The 26,511-nt window shown below is 64.9% G+C and carries 28 protein-coding genes and 1 pseudogene; 17 read left to right on the forward strand and 12 right to left on the reverse strand.

All coding sequences use genetic code 11. The annotated features are described in order from the left end of the window. Positions 1-50: 50 nt before the first annotated feature. Positions 51-446 (forward strand): DUF1761 domain-containing protein, encoded by a 396-nt coding sequence (locus AR689_RS18240; protein ID WP_062072401.1) that lies wholly within the window; start codon positions 51-53, stop codon positions 444-446. A gap of 20 nt (positions 447-466) precedes the next feature. Here AR689_RS18240 and AR689_RS18245 read toward each other — a convergent pair whose 3' ends face one another. Further along, complete coding sequence (locus AR689_RS18245; RefSeq protein WP_062072403.1) at positions 467-1,207, reverse strand: GAF and ANTAR domain-containing protein; 741 nt, start codon at positions 1,205-1,207, stop codon at positions 467-469. Positions 1,208-1,349: 142 nt separating this feature from the next. On the opposite strand from AR689_RS18245, the gene AR689_RS18250 reads away from it, so the two are divergent. After that, positions 1,350-2,126, forward strand: coding sequence for a sigma-70 family RNA polymerase sigma factor (locus AR689_RS18250; RefSeq protein WP_062072404.1), 777 nt, complete (start codon positions 1,350-1,352; stop codon positions 2,124-2,126). Between the two features lie 20 nt (positions 2,127-2,146). Here AR689_RS18250 and AR689_RS18255 read toward each other — a convergent pair whose 3' ends face one another. Continuing rightward, positions 2,147-3,109, reverse strand: coding sequence for a glycosyltransferase family 9 protein (locus AR689_RS18255; protein WP_062072406.1), 963 nt, complete (start codon positions 3,107-3,109; stop codon positions 2,147-2,149). 86 nt (positions 3,110-3,195) lie between these two features. Between AR689_RS18255 and AR689_RS18260 the strand changes: the two genes are divergently transcribed. From AR689_RS18260 to AR689_RS18290, 7 genes are all read left to right on the forward strand, one after another. Next, complete coding sequence (locus AR689_RS18260; protein ID WP_082698053.1) at positions 3,196-3,798, forward strand: D-glycero-alpha-D-manno-heptose-1,7-bisphosphate 7-phosphatase; 603 nt, start codon at positions 3,196-3,198, stop codon at positions 3,796-3,798. Beyond that, on the forward strand, positions 3,795-4,883 hold the full coding sequence (locus AR689_RS18265; RefSeq protein ID WP_062072408.1) for a glycosyltransferase family 9 protein: 1,089 nt from the start codon (positions 3,795-3,797) through the stop codon (positions 4,881-4,883). The genes AR689_RS18260 and AR689_RS18265 overlap by 4 nt, the downstream gene beginning before the upstream one ends. Then, positions 4,880-5,947, forward strand: coding sequence for a glycosyltransferase (locus AR689_RS18270; RefSeq protein WP_062072410.1), 1,068 nt, complete (start codon positions 4,880-4,882; stop codon positions 5,945-5,947). Before AR689_RS18265 ends, AR689_RS18270 begins: the two co-directional genes overlap by 4 nt. Continuing rightward, a complete protein-coding gene (locus tag AR689_RS18275; protein ID WP_062072412.1) occupies positions 5,944-7,212 on the forward strand; it encodes a glycosyltransferase in 1,269 nt (422 codons plus the stop codon). Before AR689_RS18270 ends, AR689_RS18275 begins: the two co-directional genes overlap by 4 nt. Before the next feature lie 104 nt (positions 7,213-7,316). Beyond that, a complete protein-coding gene (locus AR689_RS18280) occupies positions 7,317-7,958 on the forward strand; it encodes a D-sedoheptulose-7-phosphate isomerase (RefSeq protein ID WP_231745654.1) in 642 nt (213 codons plus the stop codon). Further along, positions 7,955-9,436 carry a PfkB family carbohydrate kinase gene (locus AR689_RS18285; RefSeq protein WP_062072414.1) on the forward strand — a complete coding sequence of 494 codons (1,482 nt, stop codon included), beginning with the start codon at positions 7,955-7,957 and terminating at the stop codon, positions 9,434-9,436. The genes AR689_RS18280 and AR689_RS18285 overlap by 4 nt, the downstream gene beginning before the upstream one ends. A 30-nt stretch (positions 9,437-9,466) precedes the next feature. Further along, a complete protein-coding gene (locus tag AR689_RS18290) occupies positions 9,467-10,162 on the forward strand; it encodes an SDR family oxidoreductase (RefSeq protein ID WP_062072416.1) in 696 nt (231 codons plus the stop codon). Here the strand turns inward: AR689_RS18290 and AR689_RS23675 are convergent. Next, positions 10,128-10,481: a glycosyltransferase family 9 protein gene (locus AR689_RS23675; RefSeq protein WP_286158885.1), complete on the reverse strand. Its 354-nt coding sequence runs from the start codon at positions 10,479-10,481 to the stop codon at positions 10,128-10,130. The genes AR689_RS18290 and AR689_RS23675 overlap by 35 nt on opposite strands. Before the next feature lie 95 nt (positions 10,482-10,576). Beyond that, a pseudogene (locus AR689_RS23795) lies at positions 10,577-11,461 on the reverse strand (glycosyltransferase family 9 protein); the annotation flags it as partial. Here AR689_RS23795 and rfaE2 point away from each other — a divergent pair. Together rfaE2 and AR689_RS18305 are read left to right on the forward strand one after the other, a co-directional pair. After that, positions 11,460-13,109, forward strand: a complete 1,650-nt coding sequence (rfaE2, locus tag AR689_RS18300) for a D-glycero-beta-D-manno-heptose 1-phosphate adenylyltransferase (protein WP_062072418.1) — start codon at positions 11,460-11,462, stop codon at positions 13,107-13,109. The pseudogene AR689_RS23795 and the gene rfaE2 sit on opposite strands and share 2 nt — an antisense overlap. Positions 13,110-13,119: 10 nt before the next feature. Beyond that, complete coding sequence (locus AR689_RS18305) at positions 13,120-14,154, forward strand: NAD-dependent epimerase/dehydratase family protein (protein ID WP_062072420.1); 1,035 nt, start codon at positions 13,120-13,122, stop codon at positions 14,152-14,154. Positions 14,155-14,158: 4 nt separating this feature from the next. On the opposite strand, the gene AR689_RS18310 is transcribed toward AR689_RS18305, so the two are convergent. Beyond that, a complete protein-coding gene (locus AR689_RS18310; RefSeq protein ID WP_231745587.1) occupies positions 14,159-15,241 on the reverse strand; it encodes an FUSC family protein in 1,083 nt (360 codons plus the stop codon). Between the two features lie 184 nt (positions 15,242-15,425). Between AR689_RS18310 and AR689_RS18315 the strand changes: the two genes are divergently transcribed. From AR689_RS18315 to AR689_RS18325, 3 genes are read left to right on the forward strand one after another with little or no spacing between them, the layout of a single operon-like run. Beyond that, positions 15,426-16,421 carry a hypothetical protein gene (locus tag AR689_RS18315; RefSeq protein ID WP_197412922.1) on the forward strand — a complete coding sequence of 332 codons (996 nt, stop codon included), beginning with the start codon at positions 15,426-15,428 and terminating at the stop codon, positions 16,419-16,421. Next, a complete protein-coding gene (locus tag AR689_RS18320) occupies positions 16,418-16,849 on the forward strand; it encodes a phage holin family protein (RefSeq protein WP_062072422.1) in 432 nt (143 codons plus the stop codon). Before AR689_RS18315 ends, AR689_RS18320 begins: the two co-directional genes overlap by 4 nt. Then, positions 16,846-17,442 (forward strand): DUF3618 domain-containing protein, encoded by a 597-nt coding sequence (locus tag AR689_RS18325; protein ID WP_062072424.1) that lies wholly within the window; start codon positions 16,846-16,848, stop codon positions 17,440-17,442. Before AR689_RS18320 ends, AR689_RS18325 begins: the two co-directional genes overlap by 4 nt. Positions 17,443-17,508: 66 nt before the next feature. Here AR689_RS18325 and AR689_RS18330 read toward each other — a convergent pair whose 3' ends face one another. From AR689_RS18330 to AR689_RS18360, 7 genes are all read right to left on the reverse strand, one after another. Next, a complete protein-coding gene (locus tag AR689_RS18330; RefSeq protein ID WP_062072426.1) occupies positions 17,509-18,009 on the reverse strand; it encodes a DUF8821 family protein in 501 nt (166 codons plus the stop codon). Positions 18,010-18,036: 27 nt separating this feature from the next. Then, a complete protein-coding gene (locus tag AR689_RS18335; protein WP_062072428.1) occupies positions 18,037-18,636 on the reverse strand; it encodes a hypothetical protein in 600 nt (199 codons plus the stop codon). A gap of 71 nt (positions 18,637-18,707) precedes the next feature. Continuing rightward, positions 18,708-19,343, reverse strand: coding sequence for a hypothetical protein (locus AR689_RS18340; RefSeq protein WP_062072436.1), 636 nt, complete (start codon positions 19,341-19,343; stop codon positions 18,708-18,710). After that, positions 19,330-19,965 carry an RDD family protein gene (locus tag AR689_RS18345; protein WP_062072438.1) on the reverse strand — a complete coding sequence of 212 codons (636 nt, stop codon included), beginning with the start codon at positions 19,963-19,965 and terminating at the stop codon, positions 19,330-19,332. Before AR689_RS18345 ends, AR689_RS18340 begins: the two co-directional genes overlap by 14 nt. Positions 19,966-20,025: 60 nt before the next feature. After that, positions 20,026-20,832 carry a hypothetical protein gene (locus tag AR689_RS18350; protein ID WP_062072440.1) on the reverse strand — a complete coding sequence of 269 codons (807 nt, stop codon included), beginning with the start codon at positions 20,830-20,832 and terminating at the stop codon, positions 20,026-20,028. Then, the gene (locus tag AR689_RS18355) at positions 20,829-21,809 is read right to left on the reverse strand and encodes a hypothetical protein (RefSeq protein WP_062072442.1); all 981 of its coding nucleotides are present in this window, start codon (positions 21,807-21,809) and stop codon (positions 20,829-20,831) included. The genes AR689_RS18350 and AR689_RS18355 overlap by 4 nt, the downstream gene beginning before the upstream one ends. Positions 21,810-22,038: 229 nt before the next feature. After that, on the reverse strand, positions 22,039-22,527 hold the full coding sequence (locus AR689_RS18360) for an inorganic diphosphatase (protein WP_024818962.1): 489 nt from the start codon (positions 22,525-22,527) through the stop codon (positions 22,039-22,041). 147 nt (positions 22,528-22,674) lie between these two features. On the opposite strand from AR689_RS18360, the gene dacB reads away from it, so the two are divergent. From dacB to tilS, 3 genes are all read left to right on the forward strand, one after another. Continuing rightward, the gene (gene dacB / locus AR689_RS18365; RefSeq protein ID WP_062073879.1) at positions 22,675-24,120 is read left to right on the forward strand and encodes a D-alanyl-D-alanine carboxypeptidase/D-alanyl-D-alanine endopeptidase; all 1,446 of its coding nucleotides are present in this window, start codon (positions 22,675-22,677) and stop codon (positions 24,118-24,120) included. A 60-nt stretch (positions 24,121-24,180) separates the two neighbouring features. After that, entirely contained in the window at positions 24,181-25,302 is a 1,122-nt protein-coding gene (locus tag AR689_RS18370) for an Rv3626c family coenzyme F420 biosynthesis-associated protein (protein ID WP_062072444.1), read from the forward strand. A gap of 110 nt (positions 25,303-25,412) precedes the next feature. Further along, the gene (gene tilS / locus AR689_RS18375) at positions 25,413-26,483 is read left to right on the forward strand and encodes a tRNA lysidine(34) synthetase TilS (RefSeq protein ID WP_062073880.1); all 1,071 of its coding nucleotides are present in this window, start codon (positions 25,413-25,415) and stop codon (positions 26,481-26,483) included. Positions 26,484-26,511: the final 28 nt, after the last annotated feature.

The following is a 26,511-nucleotide window of genomic DNA, read 5'->3' on the forward strand; positions in this document are numbered from 1 at the left end:
TAACCCACGTACAGTCCACTCAAGACCTGTTTCCATTTGGGAGGACACTGATGGACCTTCAGATAAATTGGCTTGCCGTCCTCCTGGCTGCGCTCGCCACTTTCGTGGTGGGTGGCCTGTGGTACTCACTGCTGTTTGCCAAGCCGTGGCAAAAAGCGGCGGGTGTCAGTGATGAGCAACTGAAGTCCGGAACGGCGCGGGTCTTTGTGGGGTCATTCCTCCTTGCCGTGGTGATGGCCGTTTTCCTGGCGGCGTTCATTGGTGGCGGTGGGTTCGGGTTCGGAACCTTTGCCGGCTTGGCCGCTGGATTGGGCTGGGTAGCAACAGCGCTGGGCGTCAACTATCTGTTCGAACGTCGTAGCTTGGCGTTGTTTGCCATTAACGGCAGCTACAACGTGGTCACTTTCACTGTCATGGGCGCCATCATCGGCGCGATGCAGGCCTAACGCGAAGCAGGCCTGAGACGCTACTTGAAGACGGTCTGGATGGGCCCGCCGCCGGCCGATTCAACGATGGCCTGAGCCACTACCCGAAGCTTGACGTTCCGGTTGCTGGAGGCTTTCTTGATGAGCTCCATCGCCTCCTCCTGGGTGCAGCGGTTCTGCGCGATGATGATGCCTGTGGCGACGTCGATCACTGTCCGTGACTCCATCGCTGCCCGCAGATTGGCGGCCGTTTGGCTGTGCTGTGCGATCAGCACGGCCAGCTGCAGCCCTTTGGATGCCTGCCCCACGTAGTCGTTTGCGCGTTGTACAGCAGGCTGGTCAAAGGCATTGGGGCGATCGGAATAGAGGTTGAGGCCGGCCATTGAGGTGCGGTCCGGAAGTGGGAAGGGAACCGCGAGCACGGAACGAACACCGTGGCCGGTGATGGCCTGGTTGTAGTCGGGCCACGTGGTGTCTTTTTCGAAGTCCGGGATATGGACTTGGGCGCCTTCGCGGCAAGCGTGGAGACAGGGTCCATCTGCGTAAGCGTACTGAACCTCGTCCAGTTGCCTTGCCCGTTCGCTGCTGCTGGCCACCGTGCCGGCTGTCCGGTGACGCATCAGCGTTATTCCGCAGTAAACCTCCGCCTCAGGGCTGCTGAACATGGTGGCCGAGTGCCGGGCCAACTCTTCGAGGAACGCTTCAACGTCAGGCGTGTTGAGCAGTAAGTCCTGAATATCGGACAGTACCGTGCTCGTCTCTGCGAGTTGGGGGTCTTCCATGTGGATCTCCGATCCGTGGATGAGGCTACCTTTTGAGACTAACCCCGGGGACCCGTTGAAAGCTAATAGTAAGTGTGCTTCTCTTTTTAAGGAGTCTTGCCGTGGGCTCACCCTTTCCAGCTTGTTCGAGGATTGAAGTCCCATGCGACAAGTCCCTCCCCTTGGCGTCCGCACCCGGCCGGCCGCAGGCAAACCCGAAGGCAGCATTCGGGAGAGCTTCCAGGACAGTTTGGTCCTGGACCACCTCAATCTGGCGAAGTCCATTGCCGCCAGATACTCCGCCCACACCCACGACCTCGACGACGTCAGACAGGTTGCGTACATGGGCCTCATCAAGGCCTCGCGCGGCTACGACGAAGCCAAAGGCGTGAGCTTCCCTGCCTACGCAGCCCCCACCATCGCCGGGGAGGTCAAACGCTACCTCCGCGACCATTGCTGGGTGGTGCGCCCGCCACGGACCATCCAGGATGTCCGCCGGCAAGTGCTGGCCCGGACGGAGGAATTGACGCAAACACTGCAACGCACGCCTTCGCCGGAAGAGGTGGCGGAGGATCTGCAGCTGGAGCCGTGCCAGGTCCGCGAGGCATTGATGGCGGGCACCAGCAAACGCCCGGATTCCCTCGATGTCCCGGCATCCGAAGGGCGTGATGGCCTTCAGGGCACTCTTTCGGCCCTCGGTTGCCCCACAGACCGGCTCGAGGACGTGCTGGCTCTGCGGAACGCCATCCGCGGCCTGTGCGCCTCGGACCGGCATTTGCTGTACCGCCGCTATTACCGCGAGGAAACGCAGTCCACCATCGCGGAGGCGTTGGGAATGTCGCAAATGCAGGTCTCGCGGAAGCTCGCCAAGATCCTGGTGTCCCTCCAAACGCAACTGTTGGACGAAGAAGCACAACTGCGCGACGGGACGGCCCCCTAACCACGCACCAGCGCAGGCAACTAGCAGCCCATGCGCTCCACCGCGTCCAAAACGTCGAGGACGCTGACGGCCAACAGCGCCGGATCAGGATCGGCGGAAAACACGTCACCACGGCGGAGTTCGACGGCGGTCAGCACCACGTGCGGTCCGGGCGGTGGTCCCCACTCTTCCACGGGCGCTGGGCCGAACAGCACTACCGAGGGGCGCTCATACGCGGACGCAAGATGCGCCGCACCGGTGTCGGCCGAGACCACAAGGCGGGCATCGGCAATGGTGGCCGCAAACTCGGCGAGCCCTTGGCGCCCGGCCAGCAACCCGTCGTCGAGGTTCGCTCCTTTGAGCTTCGCCAAGGCAGCCGTCTCCTCAGCGCGCCCGCGCTCAGATGCGCCGCCTGTGAGAACCACCTCGTGCCCGGCCGCGGTAAGCTCCACCGCGACGTCAGCGAACCGCTCCACCGGCCACAGCCTGCTGCCATAAGCCGCGCCCACATGCACCACGGTGGCGCCGGGCCGCGGCGACGCGACGGCGGGGCGGTTCAACCGATAATCCGAGGGATCGGCATCGATCCCGTGCCAGTTGAGCAGCCTGGTCCAGCGCTCGCGTTCCGGAATGCCGGTGATCCACTCCGGGCCGTCCATCCCGTTGGAAGCATGCGCCACCACCCGGTTGGCTTGGAGTTCCTCAATCCGCAGACGGCTTTCAGCGCCGTTCCCGTGCAGGTTGACGGCGATATCCACGGCACCCCGGGGGACTCTGAGGGGGTCATCGAGCCCAGGGGTTGGCAGGTGGAAGATGCCCCCCACCAACTCCAAAGCCTCGGCAATCCATGCCGGCGCGGCGTACAAAATCCGGTGCTCAGGGAACGCCCGACTCAGGCCACGGAGTGCCGGGACGGCAACCAGTAAATCCCCTAATTTCAGGGCGCGCAGGGCAAGAAGCAAGGGCTGATCGTTGCTCTCATGACTGTCCAAGGCTGTGTCCAAGGTGGCCTCCCGCTAGGAGTCTAGCGGGAGGAAACTTCTGGGGGCCGCACTGTTTAGCGCCGGGAGAAGCGGGGAACGTTGCGGGTATGGGAGGAACCGTAACGTTGAAGGCGGTCCTGTTTGACCGCGACGGAACACTGGTTGTTGACGTGCCATACAACGGCGATCCGCAGCTGGTGCGACCCATGGACGGTGCCCGTGAAGCATTGCAAATGGTTCGTCGGGCCGGGATGGCCACGGGAGTGGTGACCAACCAGTCAGGCGTGGCACGGGGGCTGTTGACGATGGAGCAAATGCATTCCGTCAACCGGCGGGTGGATCAGCTGCTGGGCCCGTTCGACGTGTGGGGATTCTGTCCACACGGACCGGAGGACGGCTGCTCCTGCCGCAAACCTGAGCCGGGAATGATCGTGGAAGCCTGCCACACCCTGGGTATCGAACCTGCCGAGGCCGCGTTCGTGGGTGACATCGGTGCCGACATGGAAGCAGCCGCCGCGGCGGGGGCCAGAGCTGTGTTGGTACCAACAAGGCTCACTCGACGTGAGGAGATCGAGGCCGCCGCCAGTGTTGCCGAGGACTTGGTCCAGGCTGTGGACCTCCTGCTTTCCGGGGCTTCGGACGGGGATGCAGGCGGGGCCCTGGACGGGGAAACGGACGGGGCTTTGGCCGAACAGGATGCCCGCTTATGAGCCGGGTCCTGGTAGCCCGGTTGGACAGCATGGGCGACGTCCTCCTTTCAGGACCTGCCTTGCGTGCCGTGGCGAACGGAAGCCGCCCCGATGGCAGCCGACCCAATGATGTGGTTCTGCTCTGCGGTCCCGAAGGTTCCAGCGCGGCGGAGATGCTGCCCGGGGTGACACAAGTGCACACGTGGGCGTGCCCGTGGATTGTGAATCCCGCGCCCCCTGTCACGGAGCAGATGACCCGGGGCTTAATCGACTTCGTCCGCAGTTCACGGATACAGGAAGCGGTCATTCTCACCTCCTTCCATCAGTCCCCGCTTCCGTTGGCGATGCTCCTGCGCTTGGCCGGCGTCACCAAGATCACGGGCGCATCAACCGACTATGCGGGCTCACTCCTGGACGTTCGGCTCAAACCGGGCGAGGACTTCCCGGAGGAACAACCGGAAGCGTTCCGGGCGCTCACCATCGCAGAGGCCGGCGGGTATGTGCTGCCCAACGGCGACGACGGGAAGCTGCACATCACCTCCGGCCCGGACCCTGACGGCGTAGCCGAAGACCTGGCTGACGGGGGCCAGTACATTGTTGTCCACCCAGGATCCGCTGCTTCGGCAAGGGCGTGGCCCGCCCTTCACCACGCAGCAGCCGTGGAACTTCTGGAAGCGTACGGGCACCGGGTGGTGGTAACAGGCGGCCCGGGCGAAACCTCACTCACGGCAACGGTGGCCGGCCCCTCCGCTCTGAACCTCGGTGGCGGAACCAACCTTCGGACGCTCGCAGCGGTACTGGCGGGAGCCGCCGTCGTGGTCACCGGCAATACCGGCCCCGCCCATCTGGCGGCAGCGGTGGGAACGCCGGTGGTATGCCTGTTTGCCCCGGTGGTTCCGGCTATCCGCTGGGCGCCCTACGGCGTCCCGCTGGAACTCCTGGGCGACCAGGAGGCGCTCTGCAAGAACACCCGGGCCCGTGTTTGCCCGGTGGCCGGGCATCCCTGTTTGAGCTCGGTCACGCCGCAGCAGGTTGTGGAAGCTGTTGAACGGCTCCTGGGCGGCGTGTCATCCCTGTCCACCCGACGAAAGGTTTGGAAGCCATGAGGATCCTGGTGTGGCATGTCCACGGCGGGTGGATGGAGGCATTCGTCCGCGGCCGGCATGAGTACCTCCTGCCGAAATCGTCCGACGGCGGCGCGTGGGGTTTGGGGCGAGGCGGACGTGAGTGGCCTGTCGCCGCGCAGGACGTGAACGTGGAAACCCTGGACCCTGCCAGCGTTGACGCTGTGGTCCTTCAGCGGCCGGAAGAAATCGCAGCCGTTGCCCGAAGCCTCGGCCGCCGCCCGGGAATTGACCTTCCGGCCGTGTACCTGGAACACAACACCCCCAAAGGCGACGTCCCGTTCACGCTGCACCCATTGGCGGACCAGAGCACCATTCCCGTGGTCCACGTGACCCATTTCAACCAACTCTTCTGGGACACGGGCACGGCGACCACCACGGTGATCGAGCATGGGATTCCGGATCCCGGGCATCTGTACACCGGTGAGCGGGAAGAAATGGGCGTGGTGGTTAACGAGCCTGTCCGGCGCGGTCGAGTCACCGGAACCGATCTCTTGCCCGGATTCGCGGGCGTGGCGCCGCTGCGGGTCTTCGGCATGGGGACGGAGGCCTTACCGGAAGCACTGAACCTCAAAGAATTCGGCCTCAGCGAGAAAAGGCTCCGCATTGCCGGGGATGTCGCGGCTCCTACACTCCACCAGGAACTGGCCCGCTGCCGGCTGTACCTCCACCCGCTCCGCTGGACCTCCCTCGGGTTGGCGCTGCTGGAAGCCATGCACCTTGGCATGCCCGTCCTGGCGCTGGCCACCACCGAGGCGAGCCGCGCCATTCCGCGCGGTGCAGGCTTGGTCTCCAACGACGTCGGCGATCTCCAGAGGTTCGCCCGACGTCTGCTGAATGATCCCGACGACGCCTACGCCATGGGCATGGTTGCCCGAGAGGCCGCGCTGCAACGATATGGACTGGACAAGTTTCTTGGGGCCTGGGACGAACTCCTGGCCGAACTCCCCAAAGGCTCGCGCAGCGGAAGCAGCCCGCAGACCGGAACAGCAAACGCCCGCCAAGTTGCCGATGCCCGCCAAGATACTGAGAGGACGCACCCATGAAAATCTCCATGGTCTCCGAACACGCCAGTCCGCTGGCCGCGTTGGGAGGCGTCGACGCCGGGGGGCAAAATGTCCACGTGGCAGCGCTTTCGTCGGCCCTGGCAGATCGCGGCCATCAGGTCACGGTGTACACGCGGCGGGATGACCCGGACCTTCCTGCAAAGGTGCAGGTAGGGCCGGGGCTCAGCGTGGTTCATGTGGACGCCGGTCCCGCACGACGCATTCCCAAGGACCATCTCTTGCCGTACATGGGAGAGCTGGCGGACGGGATCTGTGCAGACTGGGCAGGCGACGTGCCGGACGTGCTGCACTCTCATTTCTGGATGTCCGGGCTCGCTGCCCTCCAGGCGTCCCGCCGGGCTGGCGCTGACTTTCCGGTCCCCGTGGTGCAGACCTTCCACGCTTTGGGGTCGGTGAAACGGAGGCACCAAGGCGCTGCTGACACCAGCCCTCCTGCCCGTGAATGGCTGGAACCGTGGGTAGGACGCACCGCCAGCTGGGTCATTGCCACCTGCCCGGACGAGGTGTTCGAACTTATGGCCTTTGGCATCAACCGGTCCAGGATTTCCATCGCACCCTGCGGCGTGGACCTCACCTTGTTTCCCGGAACGTCCGACGCCGAACCCAAGACCCGCACGCACCGGATCCTGAGCGTGGGACGCCTCGTGCAACGCAAGGGCGTGGATCTGATCATCCAGGCCCTTCCACTGCTGGCCGAGGCTGGCTTCAACGACGTTGAGCTCTTGATTGTTGGGGGTTCCGGCGACGCCCTGACGCTTGAAGAAGACCCGGAGGCCCAAAGGCTCCATACTCTGGCAAAGGAACTCGGCGTGGAGGACAAAGTAACCATGCGTGGGCAGGTCCCGCGGGATGCGATGCCGGGCATTTTCCGCAGCGCGGACGCCGTGGTCTGTGCCCCTTGGTATGAGCCGTTCGGCATTGTGCCCCTTGAAGCCATGGCGTGCGGCATCCCTGTGGTGGCGGCAGCCGTGGGCGGCCTCCGGGAAACGGTGGTGGATCAGAAAACCGGGCTGCATGTCCCGCCACGTGATCCCGAAGCCTTGGCCGTGGCGCTCGGAAAGCTGTTGGCTGATCCGGATCTTCGCGCCGACATGGGCCGAGCCGGGGCACGCCGGGCACGCTCACGCTACTCCTGGGAACGGATCGCCGCGGTCACCGAGAAAGCCTACGGATCTGTTCTGGCGGCAGGCCTATCCCGGCAAGCCGGCGAAAGCTTGGAACCATTGGAAGGAACGGCACTGTGACTATCAAAGATGTGACTATCAAAGCTGTGACTATCAAAGGCGCCGTGACTATCCAGGGCCCTGTGACGACTCAAGGCACGGCCCCTTCCGCTGTTCCGAACACTGTGTCGGCGCGATGGGCGGCCGATCCCGCTGACACCCACATCGCCGCGGTGACCCAGCACCTGGACAACGTCCTGCCAGCGCTGGACTCCCTGCGCTCGCAGTCGGGCCGTTTGTCCGAGTGGGGAACGGTGCTGGCCAAACGTCTCTTGTCCGGGCAACGCTTGTTGGCGGCCGGCAACGGTGGCTCAGCGGCTGAGGCGCAGCATCTCACTGCCGAACTGGTGGGCAGGTTCGATGAGGAACGCGCCCCCTTTTCCGCGATCTCACTCCACGCAGAGTCCTCCGCCGTCACCGCACTCTCCAACGACTATGGTTTTGAGGAAGTCTTCGCCCGCCAAGTCAGGGCCCACGGCCGGGCCGGTGACGTCCTCATCCTCCTTTCCACCAGCGGCCGCAGCCCCAATCTGATCAAGGCTGTGCGTGCCGCCAAGGAACGTGGCATGGTCACGTGGGCACTCACCGGCGCCGGCCCCAACCCGCTGGCCGACTCCTGCGATCAAGCCATCACCGTTGATGCGATCTCCGCGAATGCCCAAGAAGGCCACCTCATCGCCATCCACGCCATGTGCCGGGCTGTTGATGCCGAGGTAGCCCGGCGGGCCGGATCCGGCTCACCATCTTTCGGAGCGCGGAGGCCATGAGGATCACCGTGGTGGGGGACGTCCTCCTGGACGTCGACATCAACGGAACCGCCACCCGGCTCAGCCCCGACGCGCCGGTGCCCGTGGTGGACGTCGCCAATATCCGGCGTCGTGCAGGTGGCGCCGGGCTGGTGGCTACAGTGCTCGCGCACGACGGCCATGACGTCGCGCTGGTCACCGCCCTCTCGGACGACGACGGCGCCAGCCACCTAATGCGGGCACTGTCCGGCGTGTTGGTGCTTACGGGAGCCCCGCTCGCCTCGACGCCCACCAAGACCCGCGTGAGGATCGGGACACATTCGATGGTCCGGTTCGATGAAGGATGCGCCCCCGCTCCTGTCCCGTCCTGTACAGCCCAAATGCTCGCTGCCATTGCCTCGGCGGACGCCATCGTGGTGGCCGACTACGGCCGGGGAATCACCGCCAACACTGACATCCGTTCAGCCGTCGCCGACGCTGCCAGGCGTGTCCCGGTGGTGTGGGACCCGCATCCTGCCGGTTCCGCGCCCGTGGCGGGAGTGGCCGTGGTGACGCCCAACCTTGCCGAGGCTCTGGCCTCCGCGAGAGCGGGTGGCTTGGAATCGTCGTGCACTGGCGCCGAACAGGCAGGCCGGTACCTGCTCAAAAGATGGGGAAGCGGCGCCGTTCTGGTGACCAAAGGTGAAGAGGGGGCACTCCTTCTCCCCGCGGCTGACGCGGCACAAGGCATCCCTGCGCCAAGGACCAACGTCAGCGATCCGTGCGGAGCCGGCGACAGGCTGGCCGGAAGCCTGGCCGTCCATTTGGGGATGGGGCTCGACCTCGATCAGGCGGCGACCAAGGCCGTGGAGGACGCATCAGCATTTCTCGCTGCGGGCGGAGCAGCATCGCTGGCGGTGGTGGCAGACGCGCCGGCGCCGGATGGAACACAGGAGCTGCGCCCGGCAACCGAGCCGCGCCCCGCAACCGAGGCCAGTCCCGAGAACGAGCCCAGTCCCGTCGTCGAACTTAAAGGCTTGGGACTCCTTGACCCTGGTGACCTGCACCCGCACGGCGTCCACCTGGCTCATGCCGTGCGGGCCAGAGGCGGGACGGTGGTAGCCACCGGTGGCTGCTTCGACCTCCTCCACGCCGGCCACGCCCGGACGCTGGCTGCCGCGCGCAGCATGGGCGATTGCCTCATCGTGTGCCTGAATTCCGATGAATCGGTGAGCCGGCTTAAGGGCGCGCACCGGCCGATCGTCAGCGTGGAAGACCGCGCGGAGTTGCTGCTGGCATTGGGTTCCGTTGACGCCGTGGTGGTCTTCGGCGAGGACACTCCCGAGGCCTGCCTCAGTGAGATCAGGCCCGACATCTGGGTCAAGGGCGGTGATTACACCCCCGAAGAATTACCGGAAGCCCGCCTGGTGGCGGGATGGGGAGGGCGTTGCGTCACAGTGCCCTTCCACCCGGCACGCTCCACCAGCGGCCTGGCTGCAGCACTGGCCAAAGTCAGCTGACACAACGCACCCGTAACCGAAAGGAATCGCATGAACACGCAAAATCCTGGCCGCGTCATCGTTACTGGAGGCGGCTCCGGCCTTGGCGCTGCGATCGTGGAAGCCATCCGCGACGCCGGCGGCACACCCTTTGTCTTTGACCGCGATGTCAGCAGTGTCTCCGGTGCCAAAGCCTTGGAAGTGGATGTCTCCAACCGTGAAGCCGTGGAAGCTGCCGTCAAAGAGGCCGCGGAAACCCTGGGCGGCTTGGACGGGGTGGTCACAGCCGCTGGCATTGATCGCTGCGGCAAGTTGGGCGACGTCCCGGCGGAGGAATGGGAAAAGGTCATCGGAGTGAATCTCCTGGGCACGGTGTCCGTAGTCCGGGCGGCGCTGCCCTATTTGAAGGGATCCCGCGGCCGGGCCATCACCATCGCCTCCACGCTGGGTCTCCGGGCACTCCCGGACGCCACGGCGTATTGTGCCTCGAAGTTCGGCGTGATCGGCTTCAGCAGGGCCTTGGCGGCCGAAACCGGCGGCGTCATCGGCGTCACCACCATCATCCCCGGTGGCATGAAGACCCACTTCTTTGACGATCGCGACGAGCAGTACAAGCCGCAGGACGATTCCAAGCTGAACGACCCCGCCAACGTGGCGCAGGCCGTGGTGTTCGCCCTTTCCCAGCCGTTCGGCAGCGAGGTCCGTGAGCTCCTCATCTGCCCCGCAGAAGAAGGCTCGTGGCCGTAAGGTCCAGCACGTCCTGAACAACGTCGGCCACGGCGATGCCCTTGATCAGAGTGTCGTCGTGGCCGCAATGCGGTGCCGTCCACCCCACCTGGGTGACGTCCGCTCCGCAGCGCGGGCACTGCGTAACCCACGACATCTGAATGCGGTGCAAGGCGCGCCCGCGGGGGCCGGCGTTGATGGCGTTTCCCACCCAGAAGATCCCCACCGTGGGCGTGCCCAATGCCTGGGCCAGGTGCCGTGGACCACTGTCGCTGGCGAGCATGACTGTTGCATCCGCCAGCAGAGCTGCCAGGTCCCCAATGTCCTGCTCGCCGGCCACGGACCTGGAGAGCTCCTGCTCACCTCCGGCAGCTGCCGGGCCGCCGACTCCGCTACTTCCTGTGCCAAGGCCTTCTCTGATGGGTCACCCACGATCAGCACCTGGGCTCCTTCCCGCACTAATGCCGCAACGGCTTCCGCAAAGTACGACGCCGGCCATCGCCTTCGCGGATCGGTGGCACCAGGGTGGACCACTACCAGCGACGTCCGCTGGGGATCCCGCATTCCCTCGATGTTCTGCTGATGCTCAGGCCTGGGACGCAGGGGAGGGGAGCCGATGCTCGGAGCTCCGGAGAGTCCTGCCACTTCCAGCCAGCGGGCCGGTTCGTTCTGGTAATAGACGTAGTCAAGGTTCCGCTCCAACGGCTCCGCGTCCCTGGTGCGCGTGCCCACGGTATGCCGCGCGCCAAGGCGGAGCAGGAATGGGTTGGAAAACCGTCCGCCGCCGTGCATTTGGAAGGCAACATCGAACTCCTTGGCCCGCATCGCCTCGATGAAGGCGTCCTGTGCCGCCGCGTCCTCCGCATCGTCCTGAAAGCGCTCGCCGTTGCGCGGACCGTCGTGGATACCGCGCGCCACGGGCAACATCTCGACGACGTCAACGGGACCTTCCGTTGCGGCCGCGACCGCTGCGTGGATAGGCGTGCCCAAAACCGTGATGGTGGCGTTGGGGTAGGCGTTCTTCATTGCGTGGAGGGCCGGGTAGGTATAGATCAGGTCTCCCATCCCACCGCCCCTAAGGACCGCTATCCGCTTGACGTCGCTGAACCTTTCCAGCACTGGACCCACGCCGACGTTTGGAGTCATCAGTGGCTTTTCCATGGCTGATTCCTTTCGCTGGCAAAGCGGCGGGCGGGTTCTTCCGGAGCTTCGGGCTCGTGTGATTCCGTGCGGAAACTCCCGGGTCCGGCGTGTGAAGCCCGCCCCTCGGGGTACCTGAGGGGAACAGGAAACTCCAAGCCCAATCGGAAGGTACCCCATGGCACGCCTATCCAATCAAGAGGGCCTACCGAATCGCGAGGGACCGGCCGATCAAGAAGGCCTGGCGAGTCAAGAGGGCCTGGCTAACTGGTTGCCAGGCCGCCTGGCCGAGGCACGTCCCGTTGTGACGGTCATCGGCGACTCCATCCTGGACGGTTGGTGGGATGGAACCATTGAGCGGTTCTGCCGGGAAGCCCCGGCCCCTGTGGTTCAAGTCCAGCGCCGGGACTTCGCCCCGGGAGGTGCGGCGAATACGGCGATGAACCTCGCCGCAATGGGGGCTGAGGTGCGTTTTGTTTCCTTGGTAGGAGAGGATTTCGGGGGTCGCACGCTCGTTGAGCAGCTCAAGTCCGCGGGGGTGGACGTCTCGCATGTTGTGTCCCATGCGGACATGACCACCACCACCAAATTCCGTGTGAGCAGCGGCGGCCAGGTGATGCTGCGCTTGGATGACGCCGCCAGTGAGGTCCCTGTTGATGGCCTCCGCCATATGGCCGCTGCTCTTCCCGACGCCCTCCCCGGCTCATCTGCCGTGGTCGTCTGCGACTACGGTGCGGGTGCTTTGGAGGGTTGCATGAGAGAGGCGATTCTCGACAATCTGGGGCCGCAGACTGAGGGGCCCCAGACTGATGGGCCGCAGCCCGAGGGATCGCAGCCCGAGGGCGCAGGGGCCGGCTTCCCAGCGGTCCGGCAGAACACGCTGGTAGTAGTGGACGCCCACCATCCGGGACGCTGGGCCCACCTCAATCCGGACCTCGCTACGCCGAATGCGCAGGAAGCGGCCAGGCTGCTCGGCACCGAATTCCCCGGGGGAGCTGCCAGGTGCCCCTTCGTGGAAGCCCACTCGGACCAGCTCCTGCGCGCATCGGGGGCGGCCGCCGTCGTCGTGACTTTAGACCGGGAGGGGACCTTGACCATCCGGCCCAACAGCGCCACCCACAATCCGTCAACGCACCGGACGTGGGCCCGGCCTCAGGCGGAGAAGCAGGCCTCGGGCGCCGGTGATACGTTCGTGGCGGCGTTGACCATTGCCCGCGCCGCGGGATTGCCGTTGACCACCAGTGTGGACTTGGCCCAAGCCGCCGCAGACGTCGTTGTGCACAGGCCGGGCACCTCCGTGTGCACCACTGAAGAACTGGCAAACCACCTCCGAGGGTTCGCCGATACAGCGCTGACGGACCGCGAGTTGGCCCGGGAGGTGGAGGAGCATCGCCGGGAGGGCAAGCGGATTGTGCTCACCAACGGGTGCTTCGATGTCCTCCACCGTGGCCACACCCGCTATCTCAACCAAGCCAAGCAACTGGGAGACGTGCTGGTGGTGGCGCTGAACAGCGATTCTTCCGTGCGGAAGCTCAAAGGCCCGGACAGGCCGGTCAACCACGAGGCCGACCGCGCGGCAGTCATCGCCGCCTTGAGCTGCGTGGACCACGTCACCGTGTTTGAAACCCCCACGCCCATTCCGCTCATAGAGCTCCTCCGGCCGGATGTTTACGCCAAAGGCGGCGACTACACGCCGGAAATGCTCCAGGAAACCGAAGCGGTGGAACGCTACGGCGGCACGGTGACCATCCTGGATTATGTGCCTGAGCACTCCACTACAGCGGTCCTGGAACGCATCCGTTCCACGGGCGAAACCCCGCAGGCCTGAGGAGCCAATCATGCGCATTGCGATCATCGGTGCAACAGGACATGGCGGCACGGAACTGCTGACGCGGCTCCAGAGGGCACGGTCTGAAGAGGGCGCGGACCTGGAACTGGTGGGCGTGGTCCGGCGTCAACCTGACCAGGACGCCGCCCCGTATCACGGCGTGGAGTGGCACACCCTGGACATCAGCGCCACCGAGGATCAGCCTGCCTTGGAAGCAGCCTTGGCAGAAGCCGATGCCGTGGTTCACTTGGCGTGGCTGATTCAACCGAACCACAACCGGGAGATGCTCCGCCGGACCAATGTGGCCGGAACATCCCACGTGCTCGCCGCCGCGCGGAAAGCGGGAGTGGGGCACGTGGTGTGCGCGTCATCCGTGGGAGCGTACTCGCCGGCACCCAAAGACCAGCGGACCAAGGAAGGCTGGCCCGCCGGCGGCATCCGTAGCTCCCACTACAGCGTGGACAAGGCAGCGCAGGAAAGGCTCTTGGACGCTTTTGCCAAGGAAACCCCCGACGTTGTGGTGGCACGGCTCCGCCCTGCGCTGATGTTCAGTGCCGGTGGCGGGAGCGAGGTTGGCAGATACTTCCTGGGACGGGTTCTGCCTCGGCTGGTTCCGCGGAAGCCGTGGCTGCCGCTGCTCGCCATCCCCCGGGAGATGGTGTTCCAGGCAGTCCACACGGCCGACGTCGCAGATGCCTACTGGCGTGTGGTGGAGCGCAAAGCGGAAGGCGCGTTCAACATCGCTGCCGAGCCGGTCATCGACCCCAACGCCTTGGCGTGGATACTGAACGCCCGGCGGGTGATGCCGTTCCCGCTGGCGGTGCTGCGCGCCGTCGTCGAGGGCAGTTGGCGGCTCAGGCTGCAGGTGACCGACGGCGGATGGGTGGACATAGCGGCCAACGCGCCCATCATGGACACGGCTCGTGCTCACGCCCTGTTGGGCTGGTCACCCAAGCATTCTTCGCTGGAGGCACTGGCGGAGATGCTGGACGGGATCGGTGCAGGTAAAGGCCGGAAGGGCTCGCCTCCGCTGAGACCGCGCTAGCCCACTAGCCTTCTGACAACACCACGGTCAGGATCCGGCGCAGACTCATGGCCACCGATGCCGGCGCATTGACAGGGGACTGGTTGGCAGCGGCGTCGGCCACAGCATCACCGAGGGCTGTGATGCTGTCCTTCGCCTCCGCCAGGCGACTGGCCAATTCGCCGGATTCCGCATCCCGCCAGTGATCTATCACGGCCGCAACGGCATTCAGGGACTCGGCCAGATTGCCCACTACGGCATCTGGGATGACTGTCCCGGCGCCTTCCTCCCAGATGGCGCTCGCCAGGACGTCGGTAATGTCCTGAACGTGGAACGTGAGCCGCTCGAGCGTCCGCAATTCCGCCAAATCACCCGGAAGGCGGGTGGCCCGACGGCGGGACCTGGGGTTCGCTTTGGCGCTCAGCTCAGCTTGGTGCACCGCAGTCCGCACCGCCGCCGCGGTCAGGGAGAGTTCATCGCTGCGGCTTGCCCATGCCTCGTGGTTGGGTGGCCACGACTCCTGCATTGCCTTGGCCATGTCCTTGAGCTGGCGGGACAAAGCGCCTTGGTGGCCGGCGATTGCGGGATCAATGTCGTCGAGGTGCAGGGGCGGGAAAACCAGCCAGTTCACGGCGAAACCGACCGTGACGCCCAGCGCCATCTGGAGGACGTACGCAAAGGAGAACCCTTCGGCGTTTGAATCTCCCAACACCAGCACGAACAGAGCTGCCATGGGAATCCATTCGGACGCGGTGCCCAGCCGGGGAAGGCCGCCGATCAGCACGCCCAGGCCCACCACCAAAGCAACGGCCAAGGCCGTGGGCGCTGCCACAGTGGTGATGGCGAAGGCCATGCCAATGCCCAGGACCAGTCCCGCCAGGCTTTGCAGCCCATGTTTGGCGGAGTCCGCCACGGTGGGGTGCATGCTGACCAGGGCGCCCAAGGGTGCGTAGTACGGATAGGCGGCTGCGGATCCTGGCATGAAGGGCGCGAGGTACCAGGCGAGCCCGGCGGCAACGGCTGTTTTGGCCGCGAAGAGGATGCGGTGGCGGGTAACGGTCTTTCGAAGCGCGGGGATCAGCCGCCGCCTGCTTGGCAGTTGGCTCATCAAGCCAACGTTCGCAGGTATGGCGTCACCTGTCGAGCGGAAAGTGGTGAACGTGAGCTATGCATCAATTTCCTCTGCGATGGTGATTGGAAGCGCCGCAAGCGGGTACACACCCATTGATAGTAACGATACTTACTATCCCGGCTGCTGTCCGCAGCCTGCCAACTGTGGAAAGAGAGCGACAATGACTGAGAGCCAATCTCCGCAGGACGGAAGCTTCGCAACGCCGAGGGTAGGGACCCAGTCCGGGACCCAACCTTTCACCGGAAGCTACCTGGACTCACCGGACGTTGAAACAGAAACTTCGGGAACCACCACCACCGGTGCAGCCGCCGGTTCTGCTGATTCCGGAACCGTCCACACCGCCAAGCAAGAAGCCGCAGGAGTTGCCGGTGCCGTTGGCGACGCCGCCAGCGGTGTCGTGGACACTGCCAAGTCCGAGGCTGGTCACGTGGCCCACGAGGTCAAAGTGAACGCCCGCCAGCTGCTCACTCAAACCAAGGGTGAGCTGTCCGATCAAGCCCAAGCCCAGCAGCAAAGGGTTGCCGAGGGCCTGCGATCCATCTCCGATGAGCTGTCCACTATGGCCAATTCCACGGAAAACGGTGGCGTTGCCACGGACCTGGTCCAGCAAGCAGCCCAGCGATCTTCCTCGATCGCCCAGTGGCTGGAGGGCCGGGATCCCGGCTCGCTGCTGGACGAAGTCAAGGGCTTCGCCCGCCGCAAGCCAGGAACCTTCCTGCTGCTTGCTGCCGGCGCCGGTGTCCTTGCGGGCCGCCTGGGTCGGGGCATGGCAGGCAACGCTTCCGATGCCGGATCTACAGGTTCAGCTGATGCTGCCCGGACACCTCACACCGCCTACAACCCCAGCGCCGGCGGCGCGGTAACTCCTCCGGCAGTGGACCTCCCCGGGCCGACGGTCACCACCGCCGGATACGGTGCGGCCACCACCACCGGATACGGCACTGCCGCCACCACGGGATACGACGCCGGAACCACCGGATACGACGCCGGTACCACCGGATACGACGCCGGTACCACCGGCGGCTACGAAGGATCCACGCTCCCGTACCCGGAAACCGAGGCCGGTGGCGTTAAGGCTCAGGGAGATCCGCTGGCAGGACCGCTCCACCCCGATGACCCCCAGCCCGATGACCCCCGGTATGGAGGTCACCGATGAGCAGTCCCGCCGATCTGCCCCCCACAGAAGCCCACATGAAGGCGGAGACGCTTCCCCTTGGTGAGCTCCTGAGCGACCTGACGCGTGATGTTTCTACGCTGATGCGGCAGGAAGTGGAGCTGGCCAAGGCGGAATTGAAGGAGTCCGCCACCAAGGCAGGCAAGGGTGCGGGGATGCTGGGTGGAGCCGCGTATGCCGGCCACATCACCGTGCTGTTCTTGTCCATTGCCCTGTGGTGGGCCTTGGGCCAGCTTGTTGGCCTCGGGTGGTCCGCCGTCATTGTCGCGGTCATCTGGGGAATCGTCGCTGCGGTGCTGGCCACGCTGGGCCGCAAGGAACTGAACACCATCAAGGGCATGCCCCAGACCGCTGAGACGGTCAAGGAAATACCGCCCGCTTTGAAACCGAACACTGAGGAGACACGATGACGCAGAACCCCGACGCCCTGCGCGCCGATATCGAAGAAACTCGCCGGCGGCTCAGTACCAACGTTGATGCGGTGGCTGACAAGGTCACGCCGTCGCACATCGTCAACCGCCGGGTAGACAAGATCAAGACTGCGGTCTTCGGCGCTCGCGATGACGCCAGCGTTGCTGCAGGCAACGCCGCGCACCGGGCCGGCGAGGCCGTGTCCGACGTCGCCGGCAATGTTTCAAGCGCCGTTTCGGATCTTGGCGATGCTCCTCAGGTGTTGACCCGTAAGGCTCAGGGCAGTCCGGTTGCCGCAGGCCTCATCGCCTTCGGCGCAGGGTTGCTGGTGGCCTCCCTTTTCCCGGCGTCTGAGCGGGAACGGGAAGCTGCCCAAGCTGTTAAGGAAGCAGCGCAGCCCTTGACCGATGAGCTGAGCCACGCCGCCCAGGAAGTTGCTGAGCACCTGCGCGAACCGGCTCAGGATGCCGTGCAGAACGTCAAGGACAGCGCCACGGAAGCTGCGGCCAACGTGAAGGACGAGGGCCAGGCAGCCGCCGCGGACGTCCAGGACCGCGCCGGGACTGCGAAGGACAACATCAGCAGTCAGTAACGCGCCCCGCCAACCCAACTAAGTAGCAGTTGGCGTCGTTCTGAGGGCTGAGAACGGCCTGATCTGCTACTTAGTTGGGTGGGCCTGCGTCTGGGCGGGTGCGGGTGGGTACTCGCCTTTGATGACGAAGTAAGAGCCCCGGATAGTACCGGCGAGCTTCGACTTTTGCCGGGCAAACTTGAACTTTGCTTCCAACTCGACGGGGATCTCCATCCCATCGGCCAGCTTGAAACCAACCGCCCTTTTCCCGTCCTCGAGGCTGTACATCACGTTGATGGCCAGGCCTGATTCGTAGAAGACGTAGGCCATATGCAGGTCTTCAACGTGGAAGGCAGTGGCCTCCAAGGGGCGGGACTCAATAGCAATGTCGCGCTCTTCGCGAAGGATCCGGCTGACCCGGTCCACCACCTCCGGAACCTCACGTGCCGGGCTCACCACAAAAACGTGGTGGTACTTGTTCTGGAAATAGCGGGCCTCATTGGCACGCAACCCAGCGGCGGCCTCGGCTACCGGTGAGGATTCCAGGCCGACTGTAGAGACAGTCTTGAAATCAACGGTGTATGGCATGGGACCTCCTGTTCAGCAGTACTCTCGTCAGCGAACGTCGAGAATCATCTGCAGCAAACGGGCGGCGGCCGGGCGGGCGGCGTGTTCCTCTGCCCACTGTGCGCGGGCCAGCGCCTTGCTCACTGCCTGTGTGGTGATGCCGAGTTCCTGGGCGACCGTTTTCTGCTGACCTCGGACACCCGGCGTGAGCAGATCCAGTACCCGCCATTCCGCTGCACTCCGGTGCTGCACAATGTGTCCGAGGAGGCGCAGCACTGCCTCAGCCTCTGAAGCCAAGGCGGCGAGGGGCCCGTCAACTGCCACGGGGACACGTTCTTTGCCGTTGCGAAGACGATCCACTGCCCTTCGGGCGTACACGAGGCCATGGCCCGATGCGTCCTTGACCAGGTTGGGCAGGGGTTCGTTGATGGGTCCCACTCCGATGCCCACGTACCACTGGCCGGACCGGAGCGCGATCAGGGCCGTCTCCACGGCTTGGTGACTGCCCTCCACGATGCCCTGAACCTCATCCTCAACCGATCGGTCAAAGTCGAGCCGCGCAGGAATGTGCCGCAGGTCCTTGAGCAATTGCGGCACAAGATCGCCGTCGTGGCGGCTGTCGCGTTGGTTGATGGTGAGAGTGAACATAGTGGATCACATGCTACCGGCTGGTAGTCGGTCTGCAAGAGCCACATTTGCCACGTCAAGGGCAAAACGGCTCAGTCGAGCGCCGTGCGCCCCGTCAGTACGACGGCGGGCAGCGCACCTGCCGCTGCACGCGGGGCGTCGGGTATTCCGGCGTCCTGCATGGCCCCTTGGATGGCAAGAACCAGGGGAGCGGGGTCGCTGTTGGAGGCAAAAACCCAGAACGTGTCACGGGCCTTGAAAACCAGGGCATTCCGCCCACCTGCACCCAAGGAAATCTTCCGGCGGGCAGTCAGGCGACGATCGGGATCCGTGCCGTCCACCGTTGTCACGGCTTTGATGGTCCCGGGGACGATGTCACCCCAAGCAAATATCAGACGGGTACTCGACTGGGAATATTTGGCCACAAGCCCGCCGTCGAAGACCAGCAGTTTCCGGAAGCTCCCCAAGAGGGTCATGAACCACAGCAGAAGGCCGGTAAGGATGCTCGTCAAAGCAAAGAATGCGGGGTCATTGAAGTGTCCGGCTTCCCGCGTGGAGCGGATGGGGCTCACGAACTCGGCGATGGTCCCAAAGGCGAAACCCACAACAAGGCAGGGGAGCAGGGCCTTCCAGAAGATCTTGCGTGAGGAGGCTATGTAGCGGAGCTGCCCCAGCTCAGGACCGAGCCTGCGTTCAACCCGGCGAACCAGCCAATTACGGCCGTGCATCCGGGCGCTGGCCGTAGAGGTTGGGCAGGTTCTGTCGCTCTGCCGCGGCCGCCTGCTCTGCCGCCGCTGCCTTGGGGTCCGGGATGGGCTGCTGGCCTTGCGCGATTCCCGAGCGCCGGTCCAGGGCTGCAAACTTCGGGTCCCAGGTGTCATCTCCGCCGCCGCTGATGGCGGAGGCAATGAGCATCACCACGAAGAAGGGGAAGAAAGACCAGCAGATGGCACGCCAACCGCCCAACCAGGCTCCCGCCGTCGTGCCGTTCTTGATCCGCACAGAGCGCATGCCCGCCGCGGCGTCGCCCACGCTTCCCACGGATCCCCAGATCATGCCGTAAATAAACAGCCCAACAAACCACAGGACCACGTAGAGCGTCAGCCACAAACCGTCGTTGTATCCCAAGGCCGAGCCGCTGTTCATCATGGCCTCCCGGACCATTACGGCGATCACGGCCAGGACCATGTAGCCCATGAGGAACACCACGGCATCCAGCACGCGGCCCCAGAAGTGCGCTGTTCCGGAGGCTTTGACGAAGTACGCGCCGGTATCGGTGTGGCGGCGGACAGCGCGTCCGGTCAGCGGATCCACCAAGCCGGTGGAGGTTGTGGGTTTAGGAGTGCTCATGAGGGGCTTTCAGCTCGACGGCGGGATGCGGCTTTGGGCGGCACGTTGTGGAGCGGAGTGTCAGGCCAGGCCGGCCAACCCGCCCAGGACGCGGGCCAAGGAAGGAGCGGAAGTTTCCTGCAACTCGAAGGTCACGGCTCCGCCCTGCTCCGGCAGATCGGATTCCGGTGATCCCTCCACGCGCGGAGTCAGCACGTGGACGCCGGACGGGCCGGTGTAAACAGTGACGGTGGGGAATTCGTTGGTGTCGGAGTTGAACGCCACCACGTTGCTCGCGGCTTGAGTGTCGGCCAAGGCTGTGGCGGCGTGGGCCTCGAACTGGGCCTCTGTGTACAGGGCAGGCTCGGTGTCGCGCACTGCGGCTTGCTGGGGGTCCACAAATTCGGCCAGGCGTGGAACCAGCTGATCGCGGGTGACTACGGTGAAGCCGTGCAGGCCGCTCTCGTCCACTTCTTCCAGCAGCACGCCGTCATCGTGAAGGTAGCCGTAGAGCCAGCGCTTGCCAGTGGAAACGGTGCGTTCCACTGAGACAACGCTGCTGCCGCTGCGGCGGAGGGTAAGTGCGCCGGTGATTTCCTCGGTGGCGTGCAGCCGCGAGGGTTCAGTTTCGCCCTCGAAGACCACCGGGTACACGAGTTCCTTGGCCAGCAGGCCGCGCAGGGCAATAGCGCACATGAGCTCCTTGCTGGCGTCCTGGGCTGAGAGCCACGGCAGGGCAACCAGCTGTTCGTGCTGAACGCCGTCCAGTGCCACAACTTCTTCATCGGTCAGCGTGGGCAAGGGCGCACCGGTGGCGCTGGCCGTAGCCAGGACCTTCGCTGCGGCCTCAACGTCCCGCTGGGTCCATTTCATGGTGCTGGTGGTCATCCGAATATCCCTCCGACAAAGTTTCCGACTGACTTGGCGGCGTCACTGACCCCGTCTGCCACCTTACTGCCTACGTCCTTCGCGAAGCCTGCCACCTCCTTGGCGCCGTCGGCGATGTAGCTGCCCGGGTTGCGGGCGAAGTTGCTGATGGAGTCCCAGTTGTCGGCCACGAGGTTGCCCAGTGCCCAGGCACCGGCAACTATGCCGGCGCCAATGACGATCGGCGCACCGATCGGCCCCAGCAAGGCCGCACCGCCGGCCGTCATGAGCATGATGCTTCCAACACCGCCAACCACGGACAGGCCGCCGGCAATGCGGTCGCCGGTGCCGCGCCAGCCATCGTGCTGGGGGTTGATCATGTCGCTGATGCCACCCACGATGTTCAGCGGCGCCGCCAACGCTCCGGCCACGCGGAGGCCTTTGGAGAACTTGCTGGCATCCTGGAACGCCTGGCTGTAGGGGATGTTGGCTTTGAGGTCAGTGAGGACGTCCGTGACTTTCTCACCATTGCGCAGCGCGGTCATGGCGTCGCGGACCACAGTTCCGCCGGCCCGCCAGTTGGTCAGGACTTCGCGGGTCTTCACCCATTCGGCGTTGCCAAGCTTGAGGTATTTGTACGCTGTCCACAGCGGCGCGGCCAGGCCCTTGACGCCCATCGCGGTGTCGTAGACGTCCTTGAGGACGCCCACTGACGTGCCCGAGCCGTCGTTGTGGCTGGCGAATTCCTGCTGGTTGGCGTGCTTTTTCAGCTGGCTCGCATTCTCGCGCAGCATGTTTGCGGCCTTGACCAGGCTCTGCCGATGCTGGGAATTCCAGTCGCCCTTGAACACGGTGGCGTCGCGGCCCTGCCACGCCGTGGTGGAGTTGATCGCGTTGGACAACTGCGTGCCTTGCAGGCTGATGGCGTCGGCGGCTTTGCCCATCACGCCAGCCAGACTGCGAAGCTGCGCGATGTCCGCGCCATAGAACCCAGCCATGAGGAACCCCCTGTAAACAAGCATCGAAAAGTCTCGTCCCAGCCTAGGCGGAGCTGCAAGCGGCCGCGATGGGGAGACATGCCCATACACAACGCGGGGTCACTTATGGCCCCTATGTCCCCATAAGGGGCCATAAGTGACCCCGCGTTGCTTTAAAAAGTACGACGGCGGCCGGCTCGGTTCGCAGGGAACCGTGCCGGCCGCCGTCGGGCGTGAACCGGGGGCGAGCCTAGTGGGCTGCCGGAACGTAACGCTTGATGGAAGCTTCCAGCTCGGCTTCGGCAGCGGCGCGGTCGCCCCAGCCCTCAGCCTTGACCCACTTGCCGGGCTCCAGGTCCTTGTAGCGGGTGAAGAAGTGCTCGATTTCCTTGATGAGGAATTCGCTGACGTCGCTGACTTCCTGGATGTGGTCGAAACGTGCGTCAACGGGGACGCAGAGGACCTTGGCGTCTCCGCCGCCGTCGTCGGTCATGTTGAAGACGCCGATGGGGCGGGATTCAACGATGACGCCGGGGTGGAGGTCGAAGTCCTGCAGGAGCACCAGTGCGTCCAGCGGGTCGCCGTCTTCGCCCAGGGTGTTCTCGAAGAAACCGTAGTGCGTGGGGTACTGCATGGAGGTGAACAGGACGCGGTCCAGGCGGACACGGCCGGTTTCGTGGTCAACTTCGTACTTGACGCGCGATCCCTTGGGGATCTCGATGGTCACGTCGTGCTTCATGGAATGCTCCTTGACGGGGGTGGGTGGGGCGCGGCAGGCAAAAGCTCAGCCGGCGCCGCCGACTACTATTGAGGATATAGCGAGAGGCCCGGGTTTCTTGAACCGGCGGGGACATTTCAGGACTGACAGGACCAAGCGACTTCCATGATGGGCGTTAAAAACGGGGGTGCCCGCAAAGGGGATTCCCCGGCGTGGGGGCGTTTTACATGGCCGGTGCTGCTGACCACTGTTCTGTTGTGCCTTGGCGCCGTGGTGGCAACGGGAATGTTCCCGGGCCTGCTGAGCGTCCCTAAGCCCCCCGTTCCAGTCCCCGCCTGGCAGAAGGTGCCGGACCGCCTTTCCGAGGTCAACAGTGTGCTTCCGTTGGATGCCCGGGCGCCCCTGCCTGTGCCTGCCCAGGTGGCTAAACTCCTTGACGCCACGCTCACACCAGATGGTGCGGGCAGTATCAGCGGTGTGGTGTTGGACGCATCCACCGGTCAGGTTCTGTTCGACCGGGATGCCAACGCCAACCGCATTCCGGCCTCGAACATGAAGCTGCTGACCGCCGTCGCCGCCTTGAAAGCGCTCGGTCCGGAATCCCGGTTCACCACCCGTGTGCTCGCATCCGACGATCCCTCCACCGTGGTGCTGACCGGGGGAGGGGATGTTCTGCTGGGTTCCGGCGCCTCCGAATCCACCGCCGTTCTTGGGCGGGCAGGACTCGCGTCATTGGCTGCGGACACGGCTGCCGCTTTGGCCGCGGCCGGGGTGACGGGACCGGTCACCCTGCGCGTTGACGACTCCCTCTTTACCGGCGCACCCCTGAACCCGGCATGGAGCCTGGACGACGTCGCCGCCGGAGAGACCGCGCCGCTGTTCTCCTTGGCGTTGAACTCCGGCCGCTACAGCCCCGACGTTCTTACCGGACCCAGGCCCCAGGATTCCGCCATCACCACCGCCCAGGCGTTCGCCGGGCAGTTGGCGGCTGCCGGTGTTGCGGTGACTCCCGGCGTCGAACGCGGTAAAGGCCTCCCCGCCAAAGTGTTGGCTGCTGCCGAGTCAGCCACTGTCAGCGAGCAAGTGGACCTCATGCTTGAGTCCTCGGATAACTTCCTCGCAGAAGCGCTGGGGCGCATGACCGCCTTGGCGTCCGGTCAGGCTGGAACGTACGACGGCGCCACTGCGGCCGTGCGGCAAAAGTTGGGGGAGTTGGGGATCGCCACGGATTCGATGCAGTTGGCCGACGTTTCGGGCCTTGCCTTGGAGAACCAGGTCACCGCCCACCAGTTTGCCGAGGTTGTTCGCGCCATCACCAGCGGGCCGGACCTTGCCCTGCGGACCGCGCTCGACGGTTTCCCGGTTGCCGGACTCACCGGGACTTTGGACGACAGGTACCTCGACGCCGGAACATCCGAGGGCGCCGGGCTGGTACGCGCCAAGACCGGGACCCTGAATACCGTGATCGCGTTGAGCGGTTACGTGGTGGATGCTGATGGCAGGCTGCTGGTGTTCTCGTTCATCGGCAATGGGCTGGACCCCGGTGCCGCGGGCAACAAAGTGGCGATGGACCGTTCGGCGTCGGTGCTGGCCGCCTGCGGGTGCCGGGGCTGAGTCCTCCGCGCGGAGCGAACTTAAGGCTCACTGTCAGTCGCATGTGGTCTGATGGACCGTATGGTGTCATCTGCCCGAGATTCGTCAGCAGGGGCCCCGTCCCTGATCAACTGGGACCTGGCCGCCTCTACGGCTGCCCGGCTTGCCCCTCCCGGCCCGGAGCTGAGCGCCGGGGAGATCAGCAAGGCGGTGGATAATCTGCGCTTCAACGCGGATATCTCCGTCCCGCACGTGCACGACATCACCGGCTTGGACGCCGCGAGGGACCTGCGTGATTCGCACGTTCTTGTGGTGGACCGGGCCTCGTGGTCCAAGGCCAATACGCAGAGTTTCGCGGTGATGCTCCAACCCGCGCTGAAGAAAATGCTGGAAAGCCGCAGTCCAGCAGCCATGACTCCGGCCGCAGCTGCTGCCAGCGGTGCCATCACAGGCGCCCAGCTCGGCGCAGTCCTTGCGTTCCTCTCCAGTAAAGTCCTCGGCCAGTACGATCCTTTTGCCGCCCTGGCCCCGGATTCCAACGTGCCCCCGGGTGGCCGGCTCCTGTTGGTGGCGCCGAACATCATCTCCGTGGAACGCGAACTGAACGTCCACCCGGACGACTTCCGTCTGTGGGTTTGCCTGCACGAACAGACTCACCGGGTCCAGTTCGCGGCTGCACCATGGCTTCGGCACCACATGCTGGACGAGATCGAAAAGCTCAGCGGCAATCTTCTGGGCAACATGGATACTTTGGTTGAACGCGCCGGCGCTGTGGCCAAGTCCTTGCGGGACCGAAACCCCACCGAGAAGACGCCGGGCCGTGGCGCCATCCTGGACCTCCTCCAGAACCCGGAGGAAAAAGCGTCCCTGTCCCACATCACTGCCGTCATGAGCCTTCTGGAAGGCCACGCCAACGTGGTGATGGATGCCGTGGATTCGAGCATCGTCCCCTCCGTGAAGACCATCCGCCAGCGTTTCAATGAGCGCGGCAAGGACCGCGGCGTGGTGGAGAAGTTCATCCGCAACCTCCTGGGCCTTGACGCCAAGATGCGCCAGTACACCGACGGCGCCAAGTTCGTCCGCGAAGTGGTTGCCGTGGCCGGCATGGAGGGCTTCAACCACGTGTGGGAATCCGCAGAGTACCTGCCCACCGAAGAAGAGATCCACAACTCCAAGCTGTGGCTTGAGCGGATGGGGCTTTGAGCGTTCCGTCCGGTTCTGGTTCCGGCGACGGTTCCGCTGTCGGGTCCGTAGCTAAGGGTCGACGACGGCCGGGGCGTTTGGCGCCGGTCGTCGGCAAAGCGCGAAAGCAGTTGCAGAACGCCCTGGCCTCTGCGGGCTACCCCTCACATGTGCTGGTTGCCTGTAGTGGCGGCCCGGATTCCTTGGCTCTGGCCGCCATCGCCGCGTACTTCGCCAGGCGCGGTCACGTGGACGGACACCCGGCGAACGTTGCCGGTGTGGTGGTGGATCATCAGCTGCAGGAGGGCTCCGCGGACGTCGCCTCCCGCACCGCCGCCGTGTTGCGTGAACTGGGTCTGTCTCCAGTTGAAGTTCGCACCGTGGAAGTTGCGGCAACAGGCTTTGGGCCCGAGGCTGCGGCCAGGGATGCCCGTCACGCTGCGTTGGAATCCGCTGCTGATGACTTTGGCTGTGACGCGATCCTGCTCGGCCACACCTTGGACGACCAAGCAGAGCAAGTGCTCTTGGGCTTGGCCCGTGGGTCCGGAACGCGCTCGCTGGCCGGAATGCGGCCCGCCCGTGGCCGTCTGCTCCGGCCCTTCCTTGGACTGCGACGCGAAGAGACCTTGGAAATCTGCGAGGTTGAAGAACTGAACCCCTGGCATGATCCGAGTAACGCCGATCCTGCCTATGCCCGTTCCAGGACCCGGGTGGAAGTGATGCCGGTGTTGGAGGAAAAGCTCGGCCCGGGGGTCGCTGAGTCGCTGGCGAGGACCGCTGCAATCCTGCAGCAAGACGCAGACTTCCTTGAAGACCTTGCCAACGAGACTTATCTCTCACTTGTCCAGCGGGAAGGCAGGGATGCGTGGCTTCCCGAAGACGCCGTCCGTGAGCTGCCTGCAGCGCTCCGGTTCCGCGTCATCGCGAAGGCGGCGGCCGACGTCGGCGGTCAACAACCCGGCTACGGGCGCCTTCACGCTGCGGAAGCGCTGCTTCGCCGGCAAGGGTCGGCGGGGCCCGTGGAGCTTCCCGGCCACGTCAGTGTGTACCGCTTATCCCTCCATGATTTGGAGCAGGAACGCGTTGTTTCCGCGGGTGCTTCGTCGGCTGTTTCGGCGGGTGCTGCGGGTGACGGCGTTCCCCGACTGGCCTCCCCCTGTGGGAAGCTAGTATTCCGGCATCAGAAACCGTCCCAACAGTAGCCGCACCGAGCATCAAAACAGGAGCCAT

The organism is Arthrobacter sp. EpRS71 (assembly GCF_001512285.1).
GTDB lineage: Bacteria > Actinomycetota > Actinomycetes > Actinomycetales > Micrococcaceae > Arthrobacter.